The organism is Croceitalea sp. W27 (genome assembly GCF_055693185.1).
This window is the reverse complement of sequence record NZ_CM146327.1, coordinates 575,289-592,557: the sequence shown is the minus strand read 5'-3', so window position 1 is coordinate 592,557 and position 17,269 is coordinate 575,289. Positions and strand designations below refer to the sequence as shown.

Below are 17,269 nucleotides of genomic sequence, written 5' to 3'. Positions count from 1 at the left end.
CAAACTCAAAGTTCTTTTAATTGCATTTATATGCACTCAAAATCTTTTGGCTAGTTTTAGCCATTTTCAGATTCAAGATTCTCTAAACCTATCATGGCATAATCTGGATGAAAGCGAAGCATATACAGCTCGGCATGAGAATTCTTTGGTGCAAGCCGGAAATAAATTTTATCTCATGGGAGGGCGAGAAAATGCAAGAACCATTGATGTATATGACTACAAATCGAATGAATGGACGGCTTTAGAAAACAATGCCCCAAAAAGCTTCAATCATTTTCAAGCTACTGTTTATGGCGGACTAATATGGGTAATAGGAGCTTTTAATACAAATGATTACCCAAATGAAATACCTGAAAAATATATATGGGCCTTTGACCCTACAACCTTAAAATGGACTAAAGGGCCTCAAATTCCAAGGGAAAGAAGAAGAGGCGCTGCAGGACTGGTAGTTTTTAAAGATAATTTCTATGTTTTGGCCGGAAACACGAAAGGCCATAATGGAGGTTTTGTACCCTGGTTGGATAGTTATAATCCAGCAACTGGTGAATGGAAAATATTGGAAAATGCACCAAGATCTAGAGACCACTTTTTCGGAGTGGTAATTGAAAATAACTTATACGCCGCAGGAGGTAGGCTATCTGGTGGGCAAGGAGGTACATTTATACCAACGATTGCTGAGGTAGATGTGTATGATTTAGAAAGAAATACTTGGAGAACCTTACCATCAAATCAAAATATTCCTACCCCAAGGGCGGGAGCTCCCACGGTGAACTTTAGAAGTCACTTGGTGGTTATCGGCGGAGAGGTTAAAGACCAAGAGGTTTATGGTATAACACGAACTGATGCCCTAGAAATAACCGAGGCCTATGATCCAAGATCTCAGGAGTGGTCGCGCTGGCCAGATTTAAACCATAAAAGACATGGAACACAGGCAATAGTATCTGGTGACGGTATTTTTGTTCTATCAGGGTCAACCAATTTAGGTGGAGGCAGGCAGCACAATTTAGAAGCTCTAGGTTCTAAAAAACCTGAAGGTAAAGCACTAATTTCGAGTAGACCAAAAACACCAAAAAAGATTAGAGCAAAAGGGCGGACTAAACTAAAGATTCCCATAACTCTTGACAAGGGCAATGTAGGCAAGTTTATTGTTAAAATCGATTTCTTTGGAATCGGGGCATCAGATTTTAGGTCTGAACATGATTATTGCGACCGACCTATCTTTATAAAACCTTATACAACCTTGCACATACCCATTCTATATTTAGGGAGTAAAAAAATAAAGCCAGCGACCGCAAAAATTTTATTTTCAGATAAAACGGTTGCAGAGGTTTTAATTAAATGATTTATCCTTTTACAGACTAAGTTGACCGCTAGTAGTTCAAGCTTTGGTAGGCAAGGGGGGGAGTCCTATATTTGCAGGATAGATTAGTTACATGGCACAAAAACCAAGCATCCCAAAAGGCACAAGAGATTTTTCTCCACAAGAACTGGCAAAGAGGAATTATATTTTTGACATTATAAAAAACCAGTTTGAACTTTTTGGTTTTCAACCCATAGAAACGCCAAGTTTTGAAAACTCGGATACTTTGCTTGGAAAATATGGTGATGAAGGTGATAGACTGATTTTTAAGATTCTTAACTCTGGGGACTTTATCTCTAAAGTTGACGATATCACTTATAGTTCTAAAAACTCAACTTCCATCGCCCCCAAAATTACGGAAAAGGCACTTCGTTACGATCTCACAGTGCCCTTTGCGCGTTATGTAGTGATGCACCAGAACGACATAGATTTTCCTTTTAAACGATATCAAATACAACCAGTTTGGCGTGCAGACCGCCCTCAAAAAGGACGCTTTAGAGAGTTTTACCAGTGTGATGCCGATGTTGTTGGTGCGAACTCCCTATTGCAAGAGGTAGAACTAGTTCAGCTGTATGATGCTGTTTTTAATAGTTTAGGGCTAAAAGGCACTATTATTAAAATTAATAATCGTAAAATATTATCCGGTATTGCTGAGGTCATAGGAGCCCAACATTTGTTGGTAGATTTCACTGTGGCTTTGGATAAACTTGATAAAATTGGGGAAGCCAAAGTAAAAGAAGAAATGCTGGGCAAGGGCATTTCTGAATTGGCTATACAAAAAGCGGCCCCATTATTCTCAATGTCAGGTAATGCAGCTGAGCAATTAAACCAACTGGAAGTTTTATTAACAGATTCTGAGATTGGACTAGCCGGAATTAACGAATTAAGGGAGATTATTAACACGGTTACTGAATTAGGACTAAAATCTGCAAATCTAGCTTTAGACGTAACTTTAGCGAGAGGTTTGAACTATTATACAGGAGCTATCTTTGAAGTTTCAGCACCAAAAGGCGTTCAAATGGGTTCCATTGGTGGTGGTGGTCGTTATGATGATCTTACGGGTATTTTTGGTTTAAAAGATGTAAGTGGCGTAGGTATTTCTTTTGGGTTGGATAGAATTTACCTCGTCTTAGAAGAGTTGGGTTTATTTCCTGCGGAGATAAACCAATCTTTACAAGTGTTGTGCTTAAATTTTGGAGAAAAAGAGAGTCTAGCCGCCTTGAAGTTAATCGGACAATTAAGAGAACAAGGGTTGAAGGCTGACTTATATCCGTCAAATACCAAAGTTCAAAAGCAATTTAAATATGCCGATAAACGCAATGTTCCTTTTGTCATTTTAATAGGTCAAAAAGAGTTAGAAACTGGCAAGTGTATTGTTAAAAATATGAAAACAGGCGAGCAAAGCTCATACAGTTTAGACGCTCTCGATGCAATAATCGATAGCTTAAAGCTTTGAGGTAATAGTTTTTATAATTTCGAAATACCTTTCTTTTGCAGATGATATAAGGCCTCCGTCTTCATTTTCTACTAAAAACTTAAATTCATTTAGAGAGACCCATTTTAAAGCCTCGACTTCTGAATCTTGTTTAGTGAGCTGAGTGTTCTCATCTAGTAGGTATAGAAAAATATGGGTGAATTCTCTATCCCAAATGCCATTGTCATGTTTTTTTTCCTTTTTTCGAATGCCTATTTTTTCAAGCTTATCTGTTTGAATCTGAATGCCTATTTCTTCTTCTACTTCCCTAAAAGCCCCAATTTCTGGACTTTCGCCAGCGGCAATATGACCAGCAACGGATACATCCCATTTTAAAGGATAGGTCTCTTTGTTTTTTCCACGTTGTTGCAGCAGTATTTTTCCATCTATAGTATAAAACCAAACATGAATGGTTGGATGGAATAAACCTTCTATATGTGCCTTGGATTTTAGTGCCGTTTCTCCGGTTGAATTTCCATTCTCATCAAGTATATCGATCAATTCATCCATGACAAATACCTTAATGATGAAGTCATTTAGTCTTCAAAATAACTAAAGGTTTCCCCATCTTTTATAGTCAACAATGTTTCATAAATCAGCCGGATAACATTTTCTACGTCTTCTTTGTGCACTGTTTCAACTGTTGTGTGCATATATCGAAGTGGTAAGGAGATTAGTGCAGAGGCAACTCCACCGTTACTATAAGCAAAAGCGTCAGTATCTGTTCCGGTTGCCCTTGAAGATGCTGAGCGTTGAAACGGTATTTTCTTGGCCTCAGCAGTTTCTAATATACGTTCCCTTAACTTTTGTTGAACGGCAGGGGCATAAGAAATTACTGGCCCCTTGCCAATCTGAGTGTCTCCTTGTACTTTTTTATCAATCATTGGGGTACTCGTATCATGGGTAACATCGGTGACGATGGCAACGTTTGGCTTTATGGTCTGGGTTATCATTTCTGCACCACGTAAGCCTATTTCTTCTTGAACGGAGTTTGTAATGTAAAGTCCATAAGGTAATTTCACCTTGTTTTCATGCAGTAAACGCGCTACTTCGGCAATCATAAAACCACCAGCACGGTTGTCAAGTGCCCTACAGACAAATTTGTCTTTGTTCAGTACGTGAAATTCATCAGGATAGGTGATGACACAACCCACATGAACGCCCATCTTTTCTACTTCTTCTTTGTCTTTGGCCCCTATATCTATACAGATATTGTCTAGTTTAGGTGGCTCCTCTTTACCATTTCTTCTGGTATGTATGGCTGGCCAACCAAAAACACCTTTAACAATACCATTTTTAGTATGTATGTTCACCCATTTTGATGGGGCTATTTGGTGGTCACTACCACCATTTCTAATCACATAAAGAAGACCATTGTCAGAAATGTAGTTTACATACCAAGAAATCTCATCTGAGTGACCTTCGATAACCACCCTGTATTTAGCTTCAGGATTTATTACCGCTACGGCAGTACCGTAGGTGTCCGTTATAAATTCATCAACATAGGGTTTTAGGTAGTCCATCCAAATTTTTTGTCCTTCCCACTCGTATCCTGTCGGTGACGCATTGTTAAGGTATTTTTCAAAAAATTTTAAAGACTTATCAGTGATAATTTTCTTTGAACTCATAGGTGTGTTTTGAGCTACAAACATAGTAATATTCACTTTTATTTAATAATATAACATTGCCATTATTATTACTTTTGACAAGGTTTTTGAAAACCTATGATTATGGTACGAGATGTATTTTCATTTCTAATGCTTTTTACTTTTTTCTTGGGCTTTTCCCAAGAAGAAAAAGAGCAGGATACTATTACCGACTATTACATTCGATTTGAAGGAGACTCTATTTTACAGAGCTCAATTCCTTTAGATGAAGTTTATATTTTTGGTAAACTTGAGTTCGCCGATAAGAAAGAGAAACTTAGATATTACATTCTAAGAAGAAAAACCATCAAAGTGTATCCCTACGCGAAGTTAGCTTCTGAAAGATTGGTAGAATTGAACGATAGCCTTACAAAAATCAAAAAGAAGCGTCAGCAAAAGCGATATACCAAGAAGGTACAAAAGTATATTGAAGGAGAGTTTTCTGCCGAGCTCAAAAAATTGACGCGTACCGAAGGTCAAATTTTGGTCAAACTAATTCACAGACAAACAGGTTCTACGGCATTTGATTTGGTAAAAGAGCTACGAAGTGGATGGCGGGCTTTTTGGTATAATACAACGGCAAAAGCCTTTAAGATAAGCTTAAAAGAAGAGTTTAGACCCGAAGAGGTTCATGAAGACTACCTTATCGAGGATATTCTACAGCGTGCTTTTACCTACGATAAATTAGAGCGACAAAAGTCCGTTCTTGATTATGATTTTGCTATGCTTAGCAATAAGTGGAAAAACGACTCCCCCAAAACCAAGGATTAGTCTTTTTTGCCAAAGACCGCATTCATAATAATGTTTACGGACCGAAAACCCAAGTATACAGCTAAAATTGCCACAATAATACCAACTATGAGTACAGGAATAAACAAGGGCTTATCGGTATTCTTAAAGGCTTGATATAAAATTATCGGGGCCAAAAACATTGTTCCTGCGGTTAACGCAAAAGATTTGATTCCTTTAACCAATAATTCTTTATCTGTTTTCATAGAATTCAAATTTAGCTAGAATACTTTATATTTAGAAAAACGAACTTATTTGTTGTTTTCTAATGGATCTAGCACTACTTCTTTTGGTGATTGTATTTATAGTTGTAGCTACGGTACGCTTTAAAATGCACCCAGTTTTATCACTTACAATAGCTGCCATATTTTCAGGATTTCTGTTAGGACTATCTCCTGACGTTATAATGAAAATTATCAGTGAAGGGTTTGGTAAAACACTATCCAGTATCGGGCTTATAATTGCCTTCGGAACTATAATTGGTGTTTTTTTAGAAAAAACAGGGAGTACCACAGTCTTGGCAAATACGGTTTTAAAATGGATTGGGCTCAAACGTTCTCCGTTAGCACTCAATCTGGCAGGTTTTATGATTTCTATTCCGGTTTTCTGTGATTCCGGTTTTATCATTCTTTCTTCTTTGAATAAAGCGTTAAGTAAGAAGACGGGCATTTCCGCTCTGGTATTTGCAGTTGCTTTGGCCACAGGCTTGTATGCGGCGCATGTTTTTGTGCCTCCAACACCTGGCCCATTGGCTGCTGCCGCTATATTGGAAGCGGATTTGGGTACTGTACTTTTATTGGGTTTGGTAGTTGCAATTCCGGTATCATTGGCAGGATATCTATGGGCAATTTTTATTGGGAAGTCTTTAAAGGAAAGCGCAATAATCACTAAAAAAGATGAAAAACCGATAGAGGAGAAAGAAGCCAAGTATGTTGTTTCTCCGTTTCAGGCGTTTTTACCCATAATTATACCTGTAATTCTTATTGCTTTAAAATCTATTGGAGACTATCCTACAAAGCCTTTTGGGGAGGAATTTTTTTTTAAACTATTTTCTTTTTTAGGAAATCCTATTGTTGCGTTGTTAATAGGTGTTTTTCTTTCATTTCCTCTGGCAAAATCAATAGATTCAAAAATTAAGAATCAGTGGATAACAAGTTCCCTAAAGCAAGCAGGACTAATAATTTTAATAACTGGTGCTGGTGGAGCTTTTGGAGCTATATTAAGAACAATAGATGTTAATGAACTAATCAATTTAGAATCAACATCAGGGTATGGAGGTTTATTGATTTGTTTTCTAATAGCTGCTTTATTAAAAACTGCTCAAGGGTCATCAACAGTTGCTATAATAACAACGGCTGCAATAATTGCCCCACTTTTAGAAACTTTCGGATTAGTCAATATCACCAACAAAGCTCTGGTAGTATTAGCCATTGGAGCCGGTGCAATGACCGTTTCACATATTAATGACAGCTATTTTTGGGTAGTTTCGCAGTTTTCAAATATGGACGTAAAAACTGCATTAAAAGGGCATACTATGGCAACCTTATTTCAAGGATTAACTGGCTTGGTAGTGGTTTTACTACTAAACGCACTTTTGTAATTACTCTATAACAAGCGATTCTTTAAACTCTTGAACGACGGCGAAGTAGCCCAAAGGAAAATTCTCAGGCCTTTCTACATTGTCAAAAATAGAATCGTTGTCTATACCCGTAATATCGAAAACATTACCTCTAACAGTTGCAGCTGGGGTTTCGAATACACCCCCTGTGTTTTCGGTCTGTACTAGTAGCAAATCCATATAATTATAAAATTGTTGGTCTGCACCCAGAATACTAATTTCTACCTCATCACCAGGTTCTAGGCTTTTGTCGTAGAAATATGAAAATTGAAATTCTTGGCCATCGATAAATTGATCATCTAAAGCTAGAAATTCATTAAAATCAAAATCAAAAATATAGTAATTGTCCTCATTCGGAGTGTCAGTAAATGTAACCAAGACTTCTTTATCATCTTCATCAAATAGGGTTTCGTTGCCTTGAACCAAATTGTCGATAGGTACTGTAGGAGTGTAGGTAGTTCGTGCAAAGTATCTATTGCCATTATGTTCCATAATTAATTGAAAAACCATGCCTGGTTCCAGAGAAGTAGTTCTAATACGTTGGTCTCTGTCAAAAGTTGGATCAGGAATATAAATTCCACTGCCCGGTTGTGATTCGGCCAATGAAGAACTAAAGACTTCTTCAAAAAGATTAGGGTCATCTTCAAGAGGAATACCATAAAAAATAATTGCACTGGATAATTCGGTAGGCTCGTTCTGTTCAAAAAAACTTGAGGTTTCGGAAACGCGTACTTCAACAGGTACAAATTCTTCGGTTATTTCAACCCTAAATACGGCGTTTACAATCAATCTAGATTCGGTTTGAGGCAAATCAACATCTACAACATCCTCACATGAAGTAATAAAAAAAGCCAGCAAGTATAAATATGATATCTTTTTCATGGTTAGAATTTGAAATTATAAGTGATTGAGGGAACAACACCAAATATTGAAGTTCTAATAGCCTCGTTTCTACCAGTGTCTTGATTTTGCCTAAAATTAATTGATGCTGCATTCATTCTATTGTATACGTTATAAACACTAAATATCCATTCTGATTGAAAACTGCGGTTTTTGTTCTTTTTAGGACTTAAAGTCGCGGCAATATCTAATCTATGATAGTTAGGCAGCCTTGTTTGATTGCGCAGTCCAAAAAACGGAACTACCAATCCTTCAAACTCGAATTGTCCTACTGGAAAGTTAGTAGGCTGACCTGTTTGAAAGATAAAATTAGAATTAAAGCTCCATTTTTCATTCAATTCAAAATTACCATACAAAGCGATATCATGTGTTTTGTCATAGGGGGTGTTGTACCATTCCCCAAAATTTATACCCGACTCTAGGTTAGACCTACCATTATCGACTACCGCGGGGCGACCAGGGGTTCGCTGTTCCGATTTTGAAAGTGTATAGGCCAACCAGCCTTGAAACCTACCTTCGTTTTTTCGTAATAAAAACTCCAGTCCGTATGCTCTTGCCTCACCGTTTAGGATAACCTGTTCAATAGCATCATTCGCAATTAAATCGGCACCATCTATATAATCGATACGGTTGTCTATATCCTTATAAAAACCTTCTACTTCAAGAGAATATTCGCCATTATTAACATTCTTGAAGTAACCAAGCGCATATTGGTCAAGTAACTGAGGTTCAATAAACGGTCCGCTAGGGGCCCAAACATCCAATGGAGTAGGGGAGCTTGTGTTTGACAATAGATGTAAATATTGAGCAAGTCTGGTATAGCTGGCTTTTATTGAGTTTTTCTCGTTTAAAGTATAGGCCAGCGATATTCTGGGTTCTAAATTTGTAAATGTCGCCAGGTTTGTACTTCTACCAGGGGTAATAGTATCAATAGGAGTGGCCTCTCTATAAACCAATTGAAAGGGATCAAAGAGCACGGGTTGGTTATTTTGATAGACAAATAGCTCATCTTGCCCGAGCCTATTAAAATGACTAACACGTAAGCCATAATTAATACTCAAGTTATCGGAGACTTTTTGCTCAACATCAACATATGCGGCCGCTTCGTTAGCATACTTTTTGGTAAGTTGGTCAGCAACAATACCTGATTCTGGGCTGTTGGGTATGATTTTACCTGGATTAAAAACATAATAGATATTGTTTAATCCGTAATTGATTTGAAGCTTATCGTTTATGTAATGTTTTAAATCATACTTTAAATTAAAATTCCGGATTCCCGAATCCCACTCGAAACCAACAAAATCCAACTCCAAGCCATAGAAATAGTCAGAATAGATTAATGATAAGTTCGAAAAGAGTTTTTCCGAAAACAAATGATTCCACCTAAAATTACCTACTGCGTTACCATATACGTTTACGAAACTGTCGTTAATACTAAATACATCTCTTCCGAAATACCCGGATAGATAAACGCTGTTTCTGTCATTTATCTTATGACTGATTTTGGTGTTGACATCATAAAAATAGGCCTTGTTATTCACATCGAATAGCGGAAGAAACAAGTGTGCGTAAGAAGCTCTTCCTCCTGCCAAGAAAGCGGTTCGGTCTTTAATGATTGGCCCCTCAATGAGCAGTCTGCTAGCAACGGCACCAATACCACCGGTTACTTTGGTTTCCTTACTATTGCCCTCTCTCTGAAAAATTTCTAATACAGAAGAAACCCTACCGCCATATCTCGATGGTATGCCTCCTTTGAACAGTTTTATGTCTTTGATCGCATCTGGATTAAAGACAGAAAAGAACCCAAATAAATGTGATGAATTAAAAATAATGGCTTCATCTAAAAGAATCAGATTTTGATCTACTGCTCCGCCACGAACATTAAAACCAGACGAAGCCTCTCCTGCGCTAGTTACTCCAGGTAGTAATAGCAGTGATTTGATAACATCGGCCTCACCCAGTACCACAGGTATTTTTTTGATAGTTTGCACCTTTAAAGCATTTACGCTCATTTGGGGCTTTCTAATATCTAAACGTTCGGCATCCTCTGAAACAATTACCTCCTCTAATTGTTCGGCTTCTTCTTCTAGTTTAAAATTGATTTTTTGATTCGTGTTAAGGTTAACCTTTTGAGAGATATCCTTAAATCCTAGATAGCTTACCATTACATTATAATCCCCCTGTGGCAGGGAAATAGAGTAAAAACCATATTCATTGGTGGTTGTGCCAGTGCGAAGTTCAGGTATCGCAACGGTAACCCCTATTAGAGTTTCATTACTTGAGGCTTCCGTTATGGTACCACTAATGGTAAAACGTTGTTGTGAAAAGGAAAAAAGAGAAAATAGCAGTGATACTAAAAGCAGTACCGAGCGAATTTTTGGCATTTGATTGATGATTTCCTTAAAAATAAGGAATAAAATACAGTCTTAAACTGTATGTCAAACCAAAAATCACAAAACTATTCTGCAATTGTTTTTAAAATTTCATTGAAGCTACTGCTAGGCCTCATAGCACTAGCAGCCTTTACATCATTAGGTAAATAATAACCGCCAATGTCAATGGGTTTTCCTTGGGCATCAATTAACTCTTTAAGAATCTCGCTCTCTTTTTCTTTAAAAATAGTATCTATTTTAGAGAACTTTCCCCTTAAATCTTGATCGTTGGTTTGATTTGCCAATGCCTCTGCCCAGTACATAGCGAGATAAAAATGACTGCCCCTTGTATCCAGTTCATTAACTTTTCTTGAAGGTGACTTATCATTATCCAAGAATTTTTCAGTGGCTTCATCAAGAGCTTCTGCCAAAACCTGTGCTTTTTTATTGTCGTTTTTCTCACCATAGTGGTCCAATGAAACTCCAAGCGCTAAAAACTCACCCAATGAGTCCCATCTAAGATGGCCTTCATCAAGAAATTGCTCAACGTGCTTTGGTGCAGAACCTCCGGCGCCAGTTTCAAACAGACCGCCACCGTTCATTAAAGGCACGATAGAAAGCATTTTGGCACTAGTACCCACCTCTAGAATAGGGAATAGATCGGTTAGGTAATCTCGCAGTACATTTCCAGATACGGATATGGTATCTTTTCCTTCTTTGATTCTTTTTAAAGTAAATAAGGTTGCCTCAGTGGGAGAAAGAATATGCAACTCAAGCCCAGAAGTATCATGATTTGGTAAATAAGCATTAACTTTTTTTATTAACTCTGTGTCATGAGCTCTTGTTTCGTCTAACCAAAATACAGCGGGTGTTTTTGAAGCCTTAGCTCTTGTTACGGCTAGTTTTACCCAATCTTGAATAGGTGCATCCTTTACTTGACACATTCTCCAGATATCACCTTCTTCTGCCTTATGTTCAATTAATTTCTCACCAGTTTTAGTATCGATTACCGCTACGGTTCCAGCTTCTTTTATTTCGAAAGTTTTATCGTGTGAACCATATTCTTCCGCTTTTTGGGCCATTAGTCCAACATTAGGTACGGTACCCATTGTTGTAGGGTCAAAAGCACCGTGTTCTTTGCAAAAGTCAATAGTAGCTTGGTAGATGCCGGCGTAGCTGCTATCAGGAATTACAGCTTTAGTATCTTTTGATGCGCCATTTTTATCCCACATCTGCCCCGAATTACGGATCATCGCCGGCATTGAAGCATCGATAATGATATCACTTGGTACATGCAGATTTGTAATTCCTTTATCGGAATTTACCATTGCTAAATCTGGCCCATGGTGAATGGTCTCTTTTATTGCTTCAGTAATTTCAGTTTTTTCCGTTGCGGGTAAACTTTCAAGCTTATCAAATAGACTTTCAAGTCCGTTGTTTGCATTAACACCTAGTTTTTTAAAGGTATCGGCATATTTTTCGAAGACATCGCTAAAATAAGTTTCTAAAGCATGCCCAAAAATAATCGGGTCGGAAACCTTCATCATGGTCGCTTTCAGATGAAAAGAAAGTAGTACATCATTTTCTTTGGCATCTTTCACTTCGTTTTTCAAGAATGTTTTCAAGGCATTCTTACTTAGAACGGTAGCGTCAATGATTTCTCCTTTTTGGAGCTCGATACTTGGCTTTAGTGTCGTCTTATTTCCGTTATTATTTTCTAGAACAATAGCAACTTCTTTTTCCTCATTTACGGTCAGGGATTTTTCATTAGACCTAAAATCCCCAGAAGACATTGTAGCGACATGGGTTTTAGAATCTTTGGACCAAACCCCCATTTTATGTGGGTTCTTTTTGGCGTAGTTCTTTATCGCCTTTGGTGCGCGCCTATCAGAATTACCTTCTCGTAATACAGGGTTTACGGCGCTTCCTTTTATTTTATCAAAACGAAGTCTTATCTCTTTTTCTTCGTCCGTTTTAGGTGAAGACGGATAGTTCGGAATGTTATAGCCCAATTTTTGAAGTTCTTCTATTGCTTCGGATAATTGAGGCACAGAGGCACTAATATTTGGTAACTTTATAATGTTGGCCTCTGGAGTTTTAGCAATTTCCCCTAAGTCCTCTAAATCATTGGAAATTCTCTGTTCTTCTTTCAAAAACTCTGGAAAAGAAGCAATTATTCTGCCAGCAAGAGAAATATCTCTAGTTTCAATTGAAATATTGGCGGTGCTTGTAAATGCTTTGACTATAGGTAGAAAAGATTGGGTTGCCAATGATGGGGCCTCATCGGTCTTGGTATAAAGTATTTTTGCCATTGCTTAGAATTAATTTTAGCGGTGCAAATATACGATTTTAGCTAAGGTTATTCTAAGGGAATATGAATGGAGTACAAAAACAATAAAAGCCATATCATCGTACGAATACTTTGATATGGCTTTTTGCAAACACTTCATAAACTTTAAACCGTATGTTGCCATCGCAGTTTCGGCCTTGGGCCACATTTAGGCAAGTGTTTCAACGTTTAGATTAACTTTGCTTTTAATTTTTCAATCAAACCACAAGAGTGTATCTGGTTATTGTTCTTTAATTTTTGTCATAAAGGAAAATCGCTCTTCCAATAGCACACAAAAACCATATTTGTCGATTTCTTTTGCCTGAGCACTGTCTATCGACAAGCTTATCTTAAGATTAGTAGTGTTACCAATTAAATTAAGCGAACAATATTTTAAAGAACGTCAACTTTAAAAAGAATCTAAAAATCTGTTACCATCTTTTTTAATTCTTAGATAAATGTACTGTTTATTTTGAAATGGTAGTATATTATAAGCAACTAAAAATCAACATATTATGAACTATGGTTGTTAACAATTGTTCATAAAAAAAGCATCCTTAATTAAAGGATGCTTTATGGTTTTATTAAAAGTAAGCTTAAGAACGAATTTCCTTAATCCTTGCTTTCTTACCGGTAAGGCCTCTAAAGTAAAAGATTCTTGACCTTCTAACTTTACCTCTTTTGTTTAATTCTATCTTTTGAAGTGCAGGCATGTTAACTGGGAAGATACGCTCAACACCTACAGTACCGGACATTTTTCTTATGGTAAAGGTTTCCGTCGCACCACTACCGCGACGCTGAATGACAACTCCTTTAAAGAACTGGGTTCTTGTTTTGTCACCTTCTTTAATTTCGTAGTACACAGTGATAGTATCACCGGAAGAGAACTTTGGAAATTCTTTCTTTTCTACGAATTCGTTTTCTACAAATTTTATTAGCGATTCCATTTCGAATCAATTTAAGTGTTTTTTAAAATCAACATTCACGACGTTCGTCAGAGGTTAACTTTAATGGAGTGCAAAAATAGTTCTTAATTTAAAACTGACAATAGTTTTGAGATTTTTTTAGCTTCATCTACTAGTTTTTCTTTATATGGTTTTTAACGAATAGCGAAAAACCAATTACAAAAATTACCGGGGGTATATTTTGGAGAACATTTAATAAAGCAACCGATTTAGCAACGGCTTCAGGGCCATTAGTAGCTGCTATGGTGGTCCATATGATATTCAATACGTAAAATAATATGGTAAGAATGCTTCCCGCTAACATTAATACGGTAGCGGTATTTTTAATCTTAAAGACTAGAACAATGCAAAATACCAGTAATAGTAATTGTGACAGGCCTCCTAAAATACCGCCTACAACATAAATAGGGTCAAAAGTCATATTATTCTAATAAATCAGGTCGTAAAGTTTCAGTTCTTTTTAATGCCTGTTCTTCTCGCCATTTTTCTATTTTGGGGAAATTACCGCTCAATAATACATCTGGCACTTTATGACCTTTGTAGTTTGATGGTCTGGTATAGACGGGGGGCGCCAATAGATTGTCTTGAAAGGTATCTGTTAAAGCTGAAGTTTCATCATTTAAAACCCCCGGAAGCAATCTAATTACAGCATCAGATAGCACAGCGGCGGCAAGTTCACCTCCGGATAATACATAATCACCTATAGAAATTTCTTTCGTAATAAAAAGATCTCGAACACGCTGGTCCACTCCTTTGTAATGGCCACATAGTATAATAATGTTTTTCTTTAGTGATAATCCGTTCGCCATACCTTGATTCAGGGTAGCACCATCGGGTGACATATAAATGACCTCGTCGTAGTCTCTTTCTTCTTTTAGTTTAGAAATACACTTATCTATAGGCTCGGCCATAAGCACCATTCCAGCCCCTCCACCAAATTGGTAATCATCAACTTGGTTGTAATTTCCTAAAGAGAAATCTCTTAGATTGTGCAAATGTACTTCCACGAGCCCTTTTTCAATAGCTCGTTTTAAGATAGAAGCTTCAAAAGGACTCTTAAGTAACTCTGGTAAAACAGTAATAATATCAATGCGCATGATAGGTACTTATATGGTGTAAAAGTAGGCTATTATTCAGGTTTTATGGCTGACCAAAAATAATGAAAATGTTTGCTGTCTTTTTGCCAACCTAATCTTTCATATAAATGTTGCGCAGGGTTTTCAACACCAGTTTCTAACCTAACACCTTTATAGGCCATGAGAAGGCATTGTTCTTTTGCTTTATTTAATAATGCCCGACCAACTCCTTTTCCTCTATGTGAAGGACTTACATATAAATCGTTTAAAATATAAAAGGCTTCCATTGATACAGATGAGAAAGAGGTGTATAGTTGGGTAAATCCAATAGGAGTATCCTTTTCTACAGCGATAAATAGAATAGACTCATTCAATTCTAAACGTTTCTCCAAAAAAGTAAAGGCACTTTTTTTGTCGGAAGTCTGTTGGTAGAACACCCGATATTCATCAAACAAGGTCACCACTAAAGGAATATGTTCTTTTGTGGCACGTATAATGTTCATGTAAATGGGTTAGGCCCCTTTTTTGTTTTTGTTGATTTCGTCTTGCAATTCCCGACTTATCTTTTGCTCTCTTTCCAGAGATCTTCTACGATGTTGTTCAAACTCCGCTTCAACATCAGCAAGCGCAGATTTTGCTTGTTGTGTTAAAAAGTTACTGTTTTTAAAACGGTAAATAAAGAATAACAAAAAGGCCAACAGACCAAAAATAATAGACCAGACAATAATTTTATAAGTACCCTTGGAGACCATGGCACCGAAAAAGGACATACTATCCTTTTCTTCGGTCAATTGATTGAGATTCTTTGTAGTCTCATCCAATTTGGTATTCAGAGAGCTTATCGAAGTTTCATTTTCTGCTATTGTGGCCCTAAGACCAATAATAGTGGCATTGGCGGTAGAAATGGAATCGAGAATATTCTTTCTGAGCGCTTCCAGTTCTAATAAACGAACAACCTCGTATCTTTTACCAGCTTGTCTGTAATTGGTAGACTTTCTAATAATGGTCTCAAATTGACCGCTGATACTAGTGTCTTCGTTTTTAGATGCAGTTTCGTCTTGGGCTTTAAGTGGGTTTATTGCTAATAATAATCCACCTAAGAGAATCATAATTTTTTTCATAGGAGTTCTACTTTTACTTTAGATTTAGAGCAAAACGAAGGTACACCAATAAAATAAATCACCAAAAAAATGAATTTATCTCTTTTTAAATTTATTCTAATAATAGGTATAGCGTCTTACTTTAGCGATGTACTTTGCTAGCCTAATTACCTGATGAGAGTACCCGAATTCGTTATCATACCAGATATAAAGCACAATGTTTTTGCCATCACCGGAAATTAATGTCGCTCTACTGTCATAAATAGAAGGTGCCGATGTACCTACAATATCAGAAGAGACCAATTCATTACTTAACGAGTATTTTATTTGTTCTACCAGATCACCTTCAAGTGCATACTTTTTAAGAATGGTATTTACAGCTTCTTGCGATGTTTTGTTTTTGACTTCTAAATTCAAAATAGCCAATGAACCATTCGGTACGGGAACACGAATAGCGTTTGAAGTCAATTTGCCTTCTAAAGAAGGTAATGCCTTTGCAACCGCTTTGCCAGCGCCCGTTTCTGTAATTACCATGTTTAAAGCTGCAGCTCTACCACGACGGTATTTTGAGTGCATATTATCGACCAAGTTTTGGTCGTTGGTATAGGCATGTATAGTTTCTAAGTGACCCTTTTTTATGCCCAAAGAATCTTCAATTACCTTTAAAATTGGGGTAATGGCATTGGTTGTGCATGATGCCGCTGAAAAAATCTTTGTAGTATCAGGGTCATATTCTTTGTGGTTAACACCGTGAACGATATTTGGAATTTCTTTACCTGGTGCGGTAAGCAATACTCTGTTGGCTCCTTTGGCTTCTAGATGTCTTGAAAGCGCTTTTTTATCTCTGAACGCTCCTGTATTGTCTATAATCAAAGCATTGTAAATACCATATTTGGTATAATCGATACTTTCTGGTTTATCTGCACTTATGATGTAAACCGTAGTGCCATTGATTAATAAAGCCTGTTTTTTAGAGTCGATTTCCACCGTTCCGCTGAATTGCCCATGAACGGAGTCGGTGCGCATTAGGGCAGCTCTTTTTTCTAAAACAGCATCACTTATTTCTCCGCGAGTGACAATTGCTCTTAACCTTAACTGGTTGCCCTTGCCCGTCTTGGCCATTAATTCTCTTGCCAATAAGCGGCCTATTCTGCCAAAACCGTATAAAACCACGTCTTTTGGTTTAATATCTTTTGAATCTTGCGAATCATTAAGCTTATCTAATACAAATGCTTTTACGTTTAAGTGGCTATTTTCTTGTGAATGGTATTCATAGGTAAGCTTACCAATATCCAGTTTTGCAGCTGGCATATTAATATCGTTTATGGCTCTTAAAAGCTCGACCGAATCAAAAATGGAAATCGGTTTTTGAACAAACTCTCCAGCATATTCATGCAAATTGATAATATCACTTACATTTTTATCGATTACCTGATTTTTAAAAAGCACTACTTCGATGGACTTATCATACCATAAATCACTTATCAACTTTATGAATTCGGTAGTAGCCTTTCGTCTATCTGCTTGAAATGCCAATTCTTTTTCGTAAGATTTAATATCACTCATAACTGGAGTACTGGTTGTTTAAATTTTTCGCAAAAGTAGTTATTTCAAACGTTTTCGTAAAAGGAATATTTGAT

The 17,269-nt window shown here is 37.0% G+C and carries 16 protein-coding genes; 4 read left to right on the top strand and 12 right to left on the bottom strand.

Features of this window, described 5'->3' with window-relative positions:
• The first annotated feature begins 46 nt into the window (after nucleotides 1-46).
• Both ACZ1GR_RS02755 and hisS read left to right on the top strand, forming a co-directional pair.
• On the top strand, nucleotides 47-1,342 hold the full coding sequence (locus ACZ1GR_RS02755; RefSeq protein WP_472610727.1) for a Kelch repeat-containing protein: 1,296 nt from the start codon (nucleotides 47-49) through the stop codon (nucleotides 1,340-1,342).
• Between the two features lie 91 nt (nucleotides 1,343-1,433).
• Nucleotides 1,434-2,816, top strand: coding sequence for a histidine--tRNA ligase (gene hisS / locus ACZ1GR_RS02750; RefSeq protein ID WP_472610726.1), 1,383 nt, complete (start codon nucleotides 1,434-1,436; stop codon nucleotides 2,814-2,816).
• Here the strand turns inward: hisS and ACZ1GR_RS02745 are convergent.
• Nucleotides 2,805-3,344 carry an NUDIX hydrolase gene (locus ACZ1GR_RS02745; RefSeq protein ID WP_472610725.1) on the bottom strand — a complete coding sequence of 180 codons (540 nt, stop codon included), beginning with the start codon at nucleotides 3,342-3,344 and terminating at the stop codon, nucleotides 2,805-2,807. The genes hisS and ACZ1GR_RS02745 overlap by 12 nt on opposite strands.
• A gap of 26 nt (nucleotides 3,345-3,370) precedes the next feature.
• Entirely contained in the window at nucleotides 3,371-4,462 is a 1,092-nt protein-coding gene (locus ACZ1GR_RS02740) for a M42 family metallopeptidase (protein ID WP_472610724.1), read from the bottom strand.
• A gap of 102 nt (nucleotides 4,463-4,564) precedes the next feature.
• On the opposite strand from ACZ1GR_RS02740, the gene ACZ1GR_RS02735 reads away from it, so the two are divergent.
• Nucleotides 4,565-5,251, top strand: a complete 687-nt coding sequence (locus ACZ1GR_RS02735; protein ID WP_472610723.1) for a DUF4294 domain-containing protein — start codon at nucleotides 4,565-4,567, stop codon at nucleotides 5,249-5,251.
• Here the strand turns inward: ACZ1GR_RS02735 and ACZ1GR_RS02730 are convergent.
• Nucleotides 5,248-5,475, bottom strand: coding sequence for a DUF6095 family protein (locus ACZ1GR_RS02730; RefSeq protein WP_472610722.1), 228 nt, complete (start codon nucleotides 5,473-5,475; stop codon nucleotides 5,248-5,250). The genes ACZ1GR_RS02735 and ACZ1GR_RS02730 overlap by 4 nt on opposite strands.
• Nucleotides 5,476-5,537: 62 nt before the next feature.
• On the opposite strand from ACZ1GR_RS02730, the gene ACZ1GR_RS02725 reads away from it, so the two are divergent.
• Nucleotides 5,538-6,869 (top strand): GntP family permease, encoded by a 1,332-nt coding sequence (locus tag ACZ1GR_RS02725; RefSeq protein WP_472610721.1) that lies wholly within the window; start codon nucleotides 5,538-5,540, stop codon nucleotides 6,867-6,869.
• Here the strand turns inward: ACZ1GR_RS02725 and ACZ1GR_RS02720 are convergent, their stop codons facing one another.
• From ACZ1GR_RS02720 to ACZ1GR_RS02680, 9 genes are all read right to left on the bottom strand, one after another.
• A complete protein-coding gene (locus ACZ1GR_RS02720) occupies nucleotides 6,870-7,769 on the bottom strand; it encodes a DUF4249 family protein (protein ID WP_472610720.1) in 900 nt (299 codons plus the stop codon).
• A 2-nt stretch (nucleotides 7,770-7,771) separates the two neighbouring features.
• On the bottom strand, nucleotides 7,772-10,171 hold the full coding sequence (locus tag ACZ1GR_RS02715) for a TonB-dependent receptor (protein ID WP_472610719.1): 2,400 nt from the start codon (nucleotides 10,169-10,171) through the stop codon (nucleotides 7,772-7,774).
• Nucleotides 10,172-10,245: 74 nt separating this feature from the next.
• Nucleotides 10,246-12,471 carry an NADP-dependent isocitrate dehydrogenase gene (locus ACZ1GR_RS02710; RefSeq protein WP_472610718.1) on the bottom strand — a complete coding sequence of 742 codons (2,226 nt, stop codon included), beginning with the start codon at nucleotides 12,469-12,471 and terminating at the stop codon, nucleotides 10,246-10,248.
• Nucleotides 12,472-13,084: 613 nt separating this feature from the next.
• The gene (gene rplS / locus ACZ1GR_RS02705; RefSeq protein ID WP_377766419.1) at nucleotides 13,085-13,435 is read right to left on the bottom strand and encodes a 50S ribosomal protein L19; all 351 of its coding nucleotides are present in this window, start codon (nucleotides 13,433-13,435) and stop codon (nucleotides 13,085-13,087) included.
• A gap of 130 nt (nucleotides 13,436-13,565) precedes the next feature.
• Entirely contained in the window at nucleotides 13,566-13,874 is a 309-nt protein-coding gene (locus ACZ1GR_RS02700; RefSeq protein WP_472610717.1) for a hypothetical protein, read from the bottom strand.
• Between the two features lies 1 nt (nucleotide 13,875).
• Nucleotides 13,876-14,550 carry a tRNA (guanosine(37)-N1)-methyltransferase TrmD gene (gene trmD, locus ACZ1GR_RS02695; RefSeq protein WP_472610716.1) on the bottom strand — a complete coding sequence of 225 codons (675 nt, stop codon included), beginning with the start codon at nucleotides 14,548-14,550 and terminating at the stop codon, nucleotides 13,876-13,878.
• A 32-nt stretch (nucleotides 14,551-14,582) separates the two neighbouring features.
• Nucleotides 14,583-15,032, bottom strand: a complete 450-nt coding sequence (locus ACZ1GR_RS02690) for a GNAT family N-acetyltransferase (protein WP_472610715.1) — start codon at nucleotides 15,030-15,032, stop codon at nucleotides 14,583-14,585.
• Between the two features lie 9 nt (nucleotides 15,033-15,041).
• Nucleotides 15,042-15,650, bottom strand: coding sequence for a tRNA (guanine-N1)-methyltransferase (locus ACZ1GR_RS02685; RefSeq protein WP_472610714.1), 609 nt, complete (start codon nucleotides 15,648-15,650; stop codon nucleotides 15,042-15,044).
• A gap of 96 nt (nucleotides 15,651-15,746) precedes the next feature.
• A complete protein-coding gene (locus tag ACZ1GR_RS02680; RefSeq protein WP_472610713.1) occupies nucleotides 15,747-17,195 on the bottom strand; it encodes a glyceraldehyde-3-phosphate dehydrogenase in 1,449 nt (482 codons plus the stop codon).
• Nucleotides 17,196-17,269: the final 74 nt, after the last annotated feature.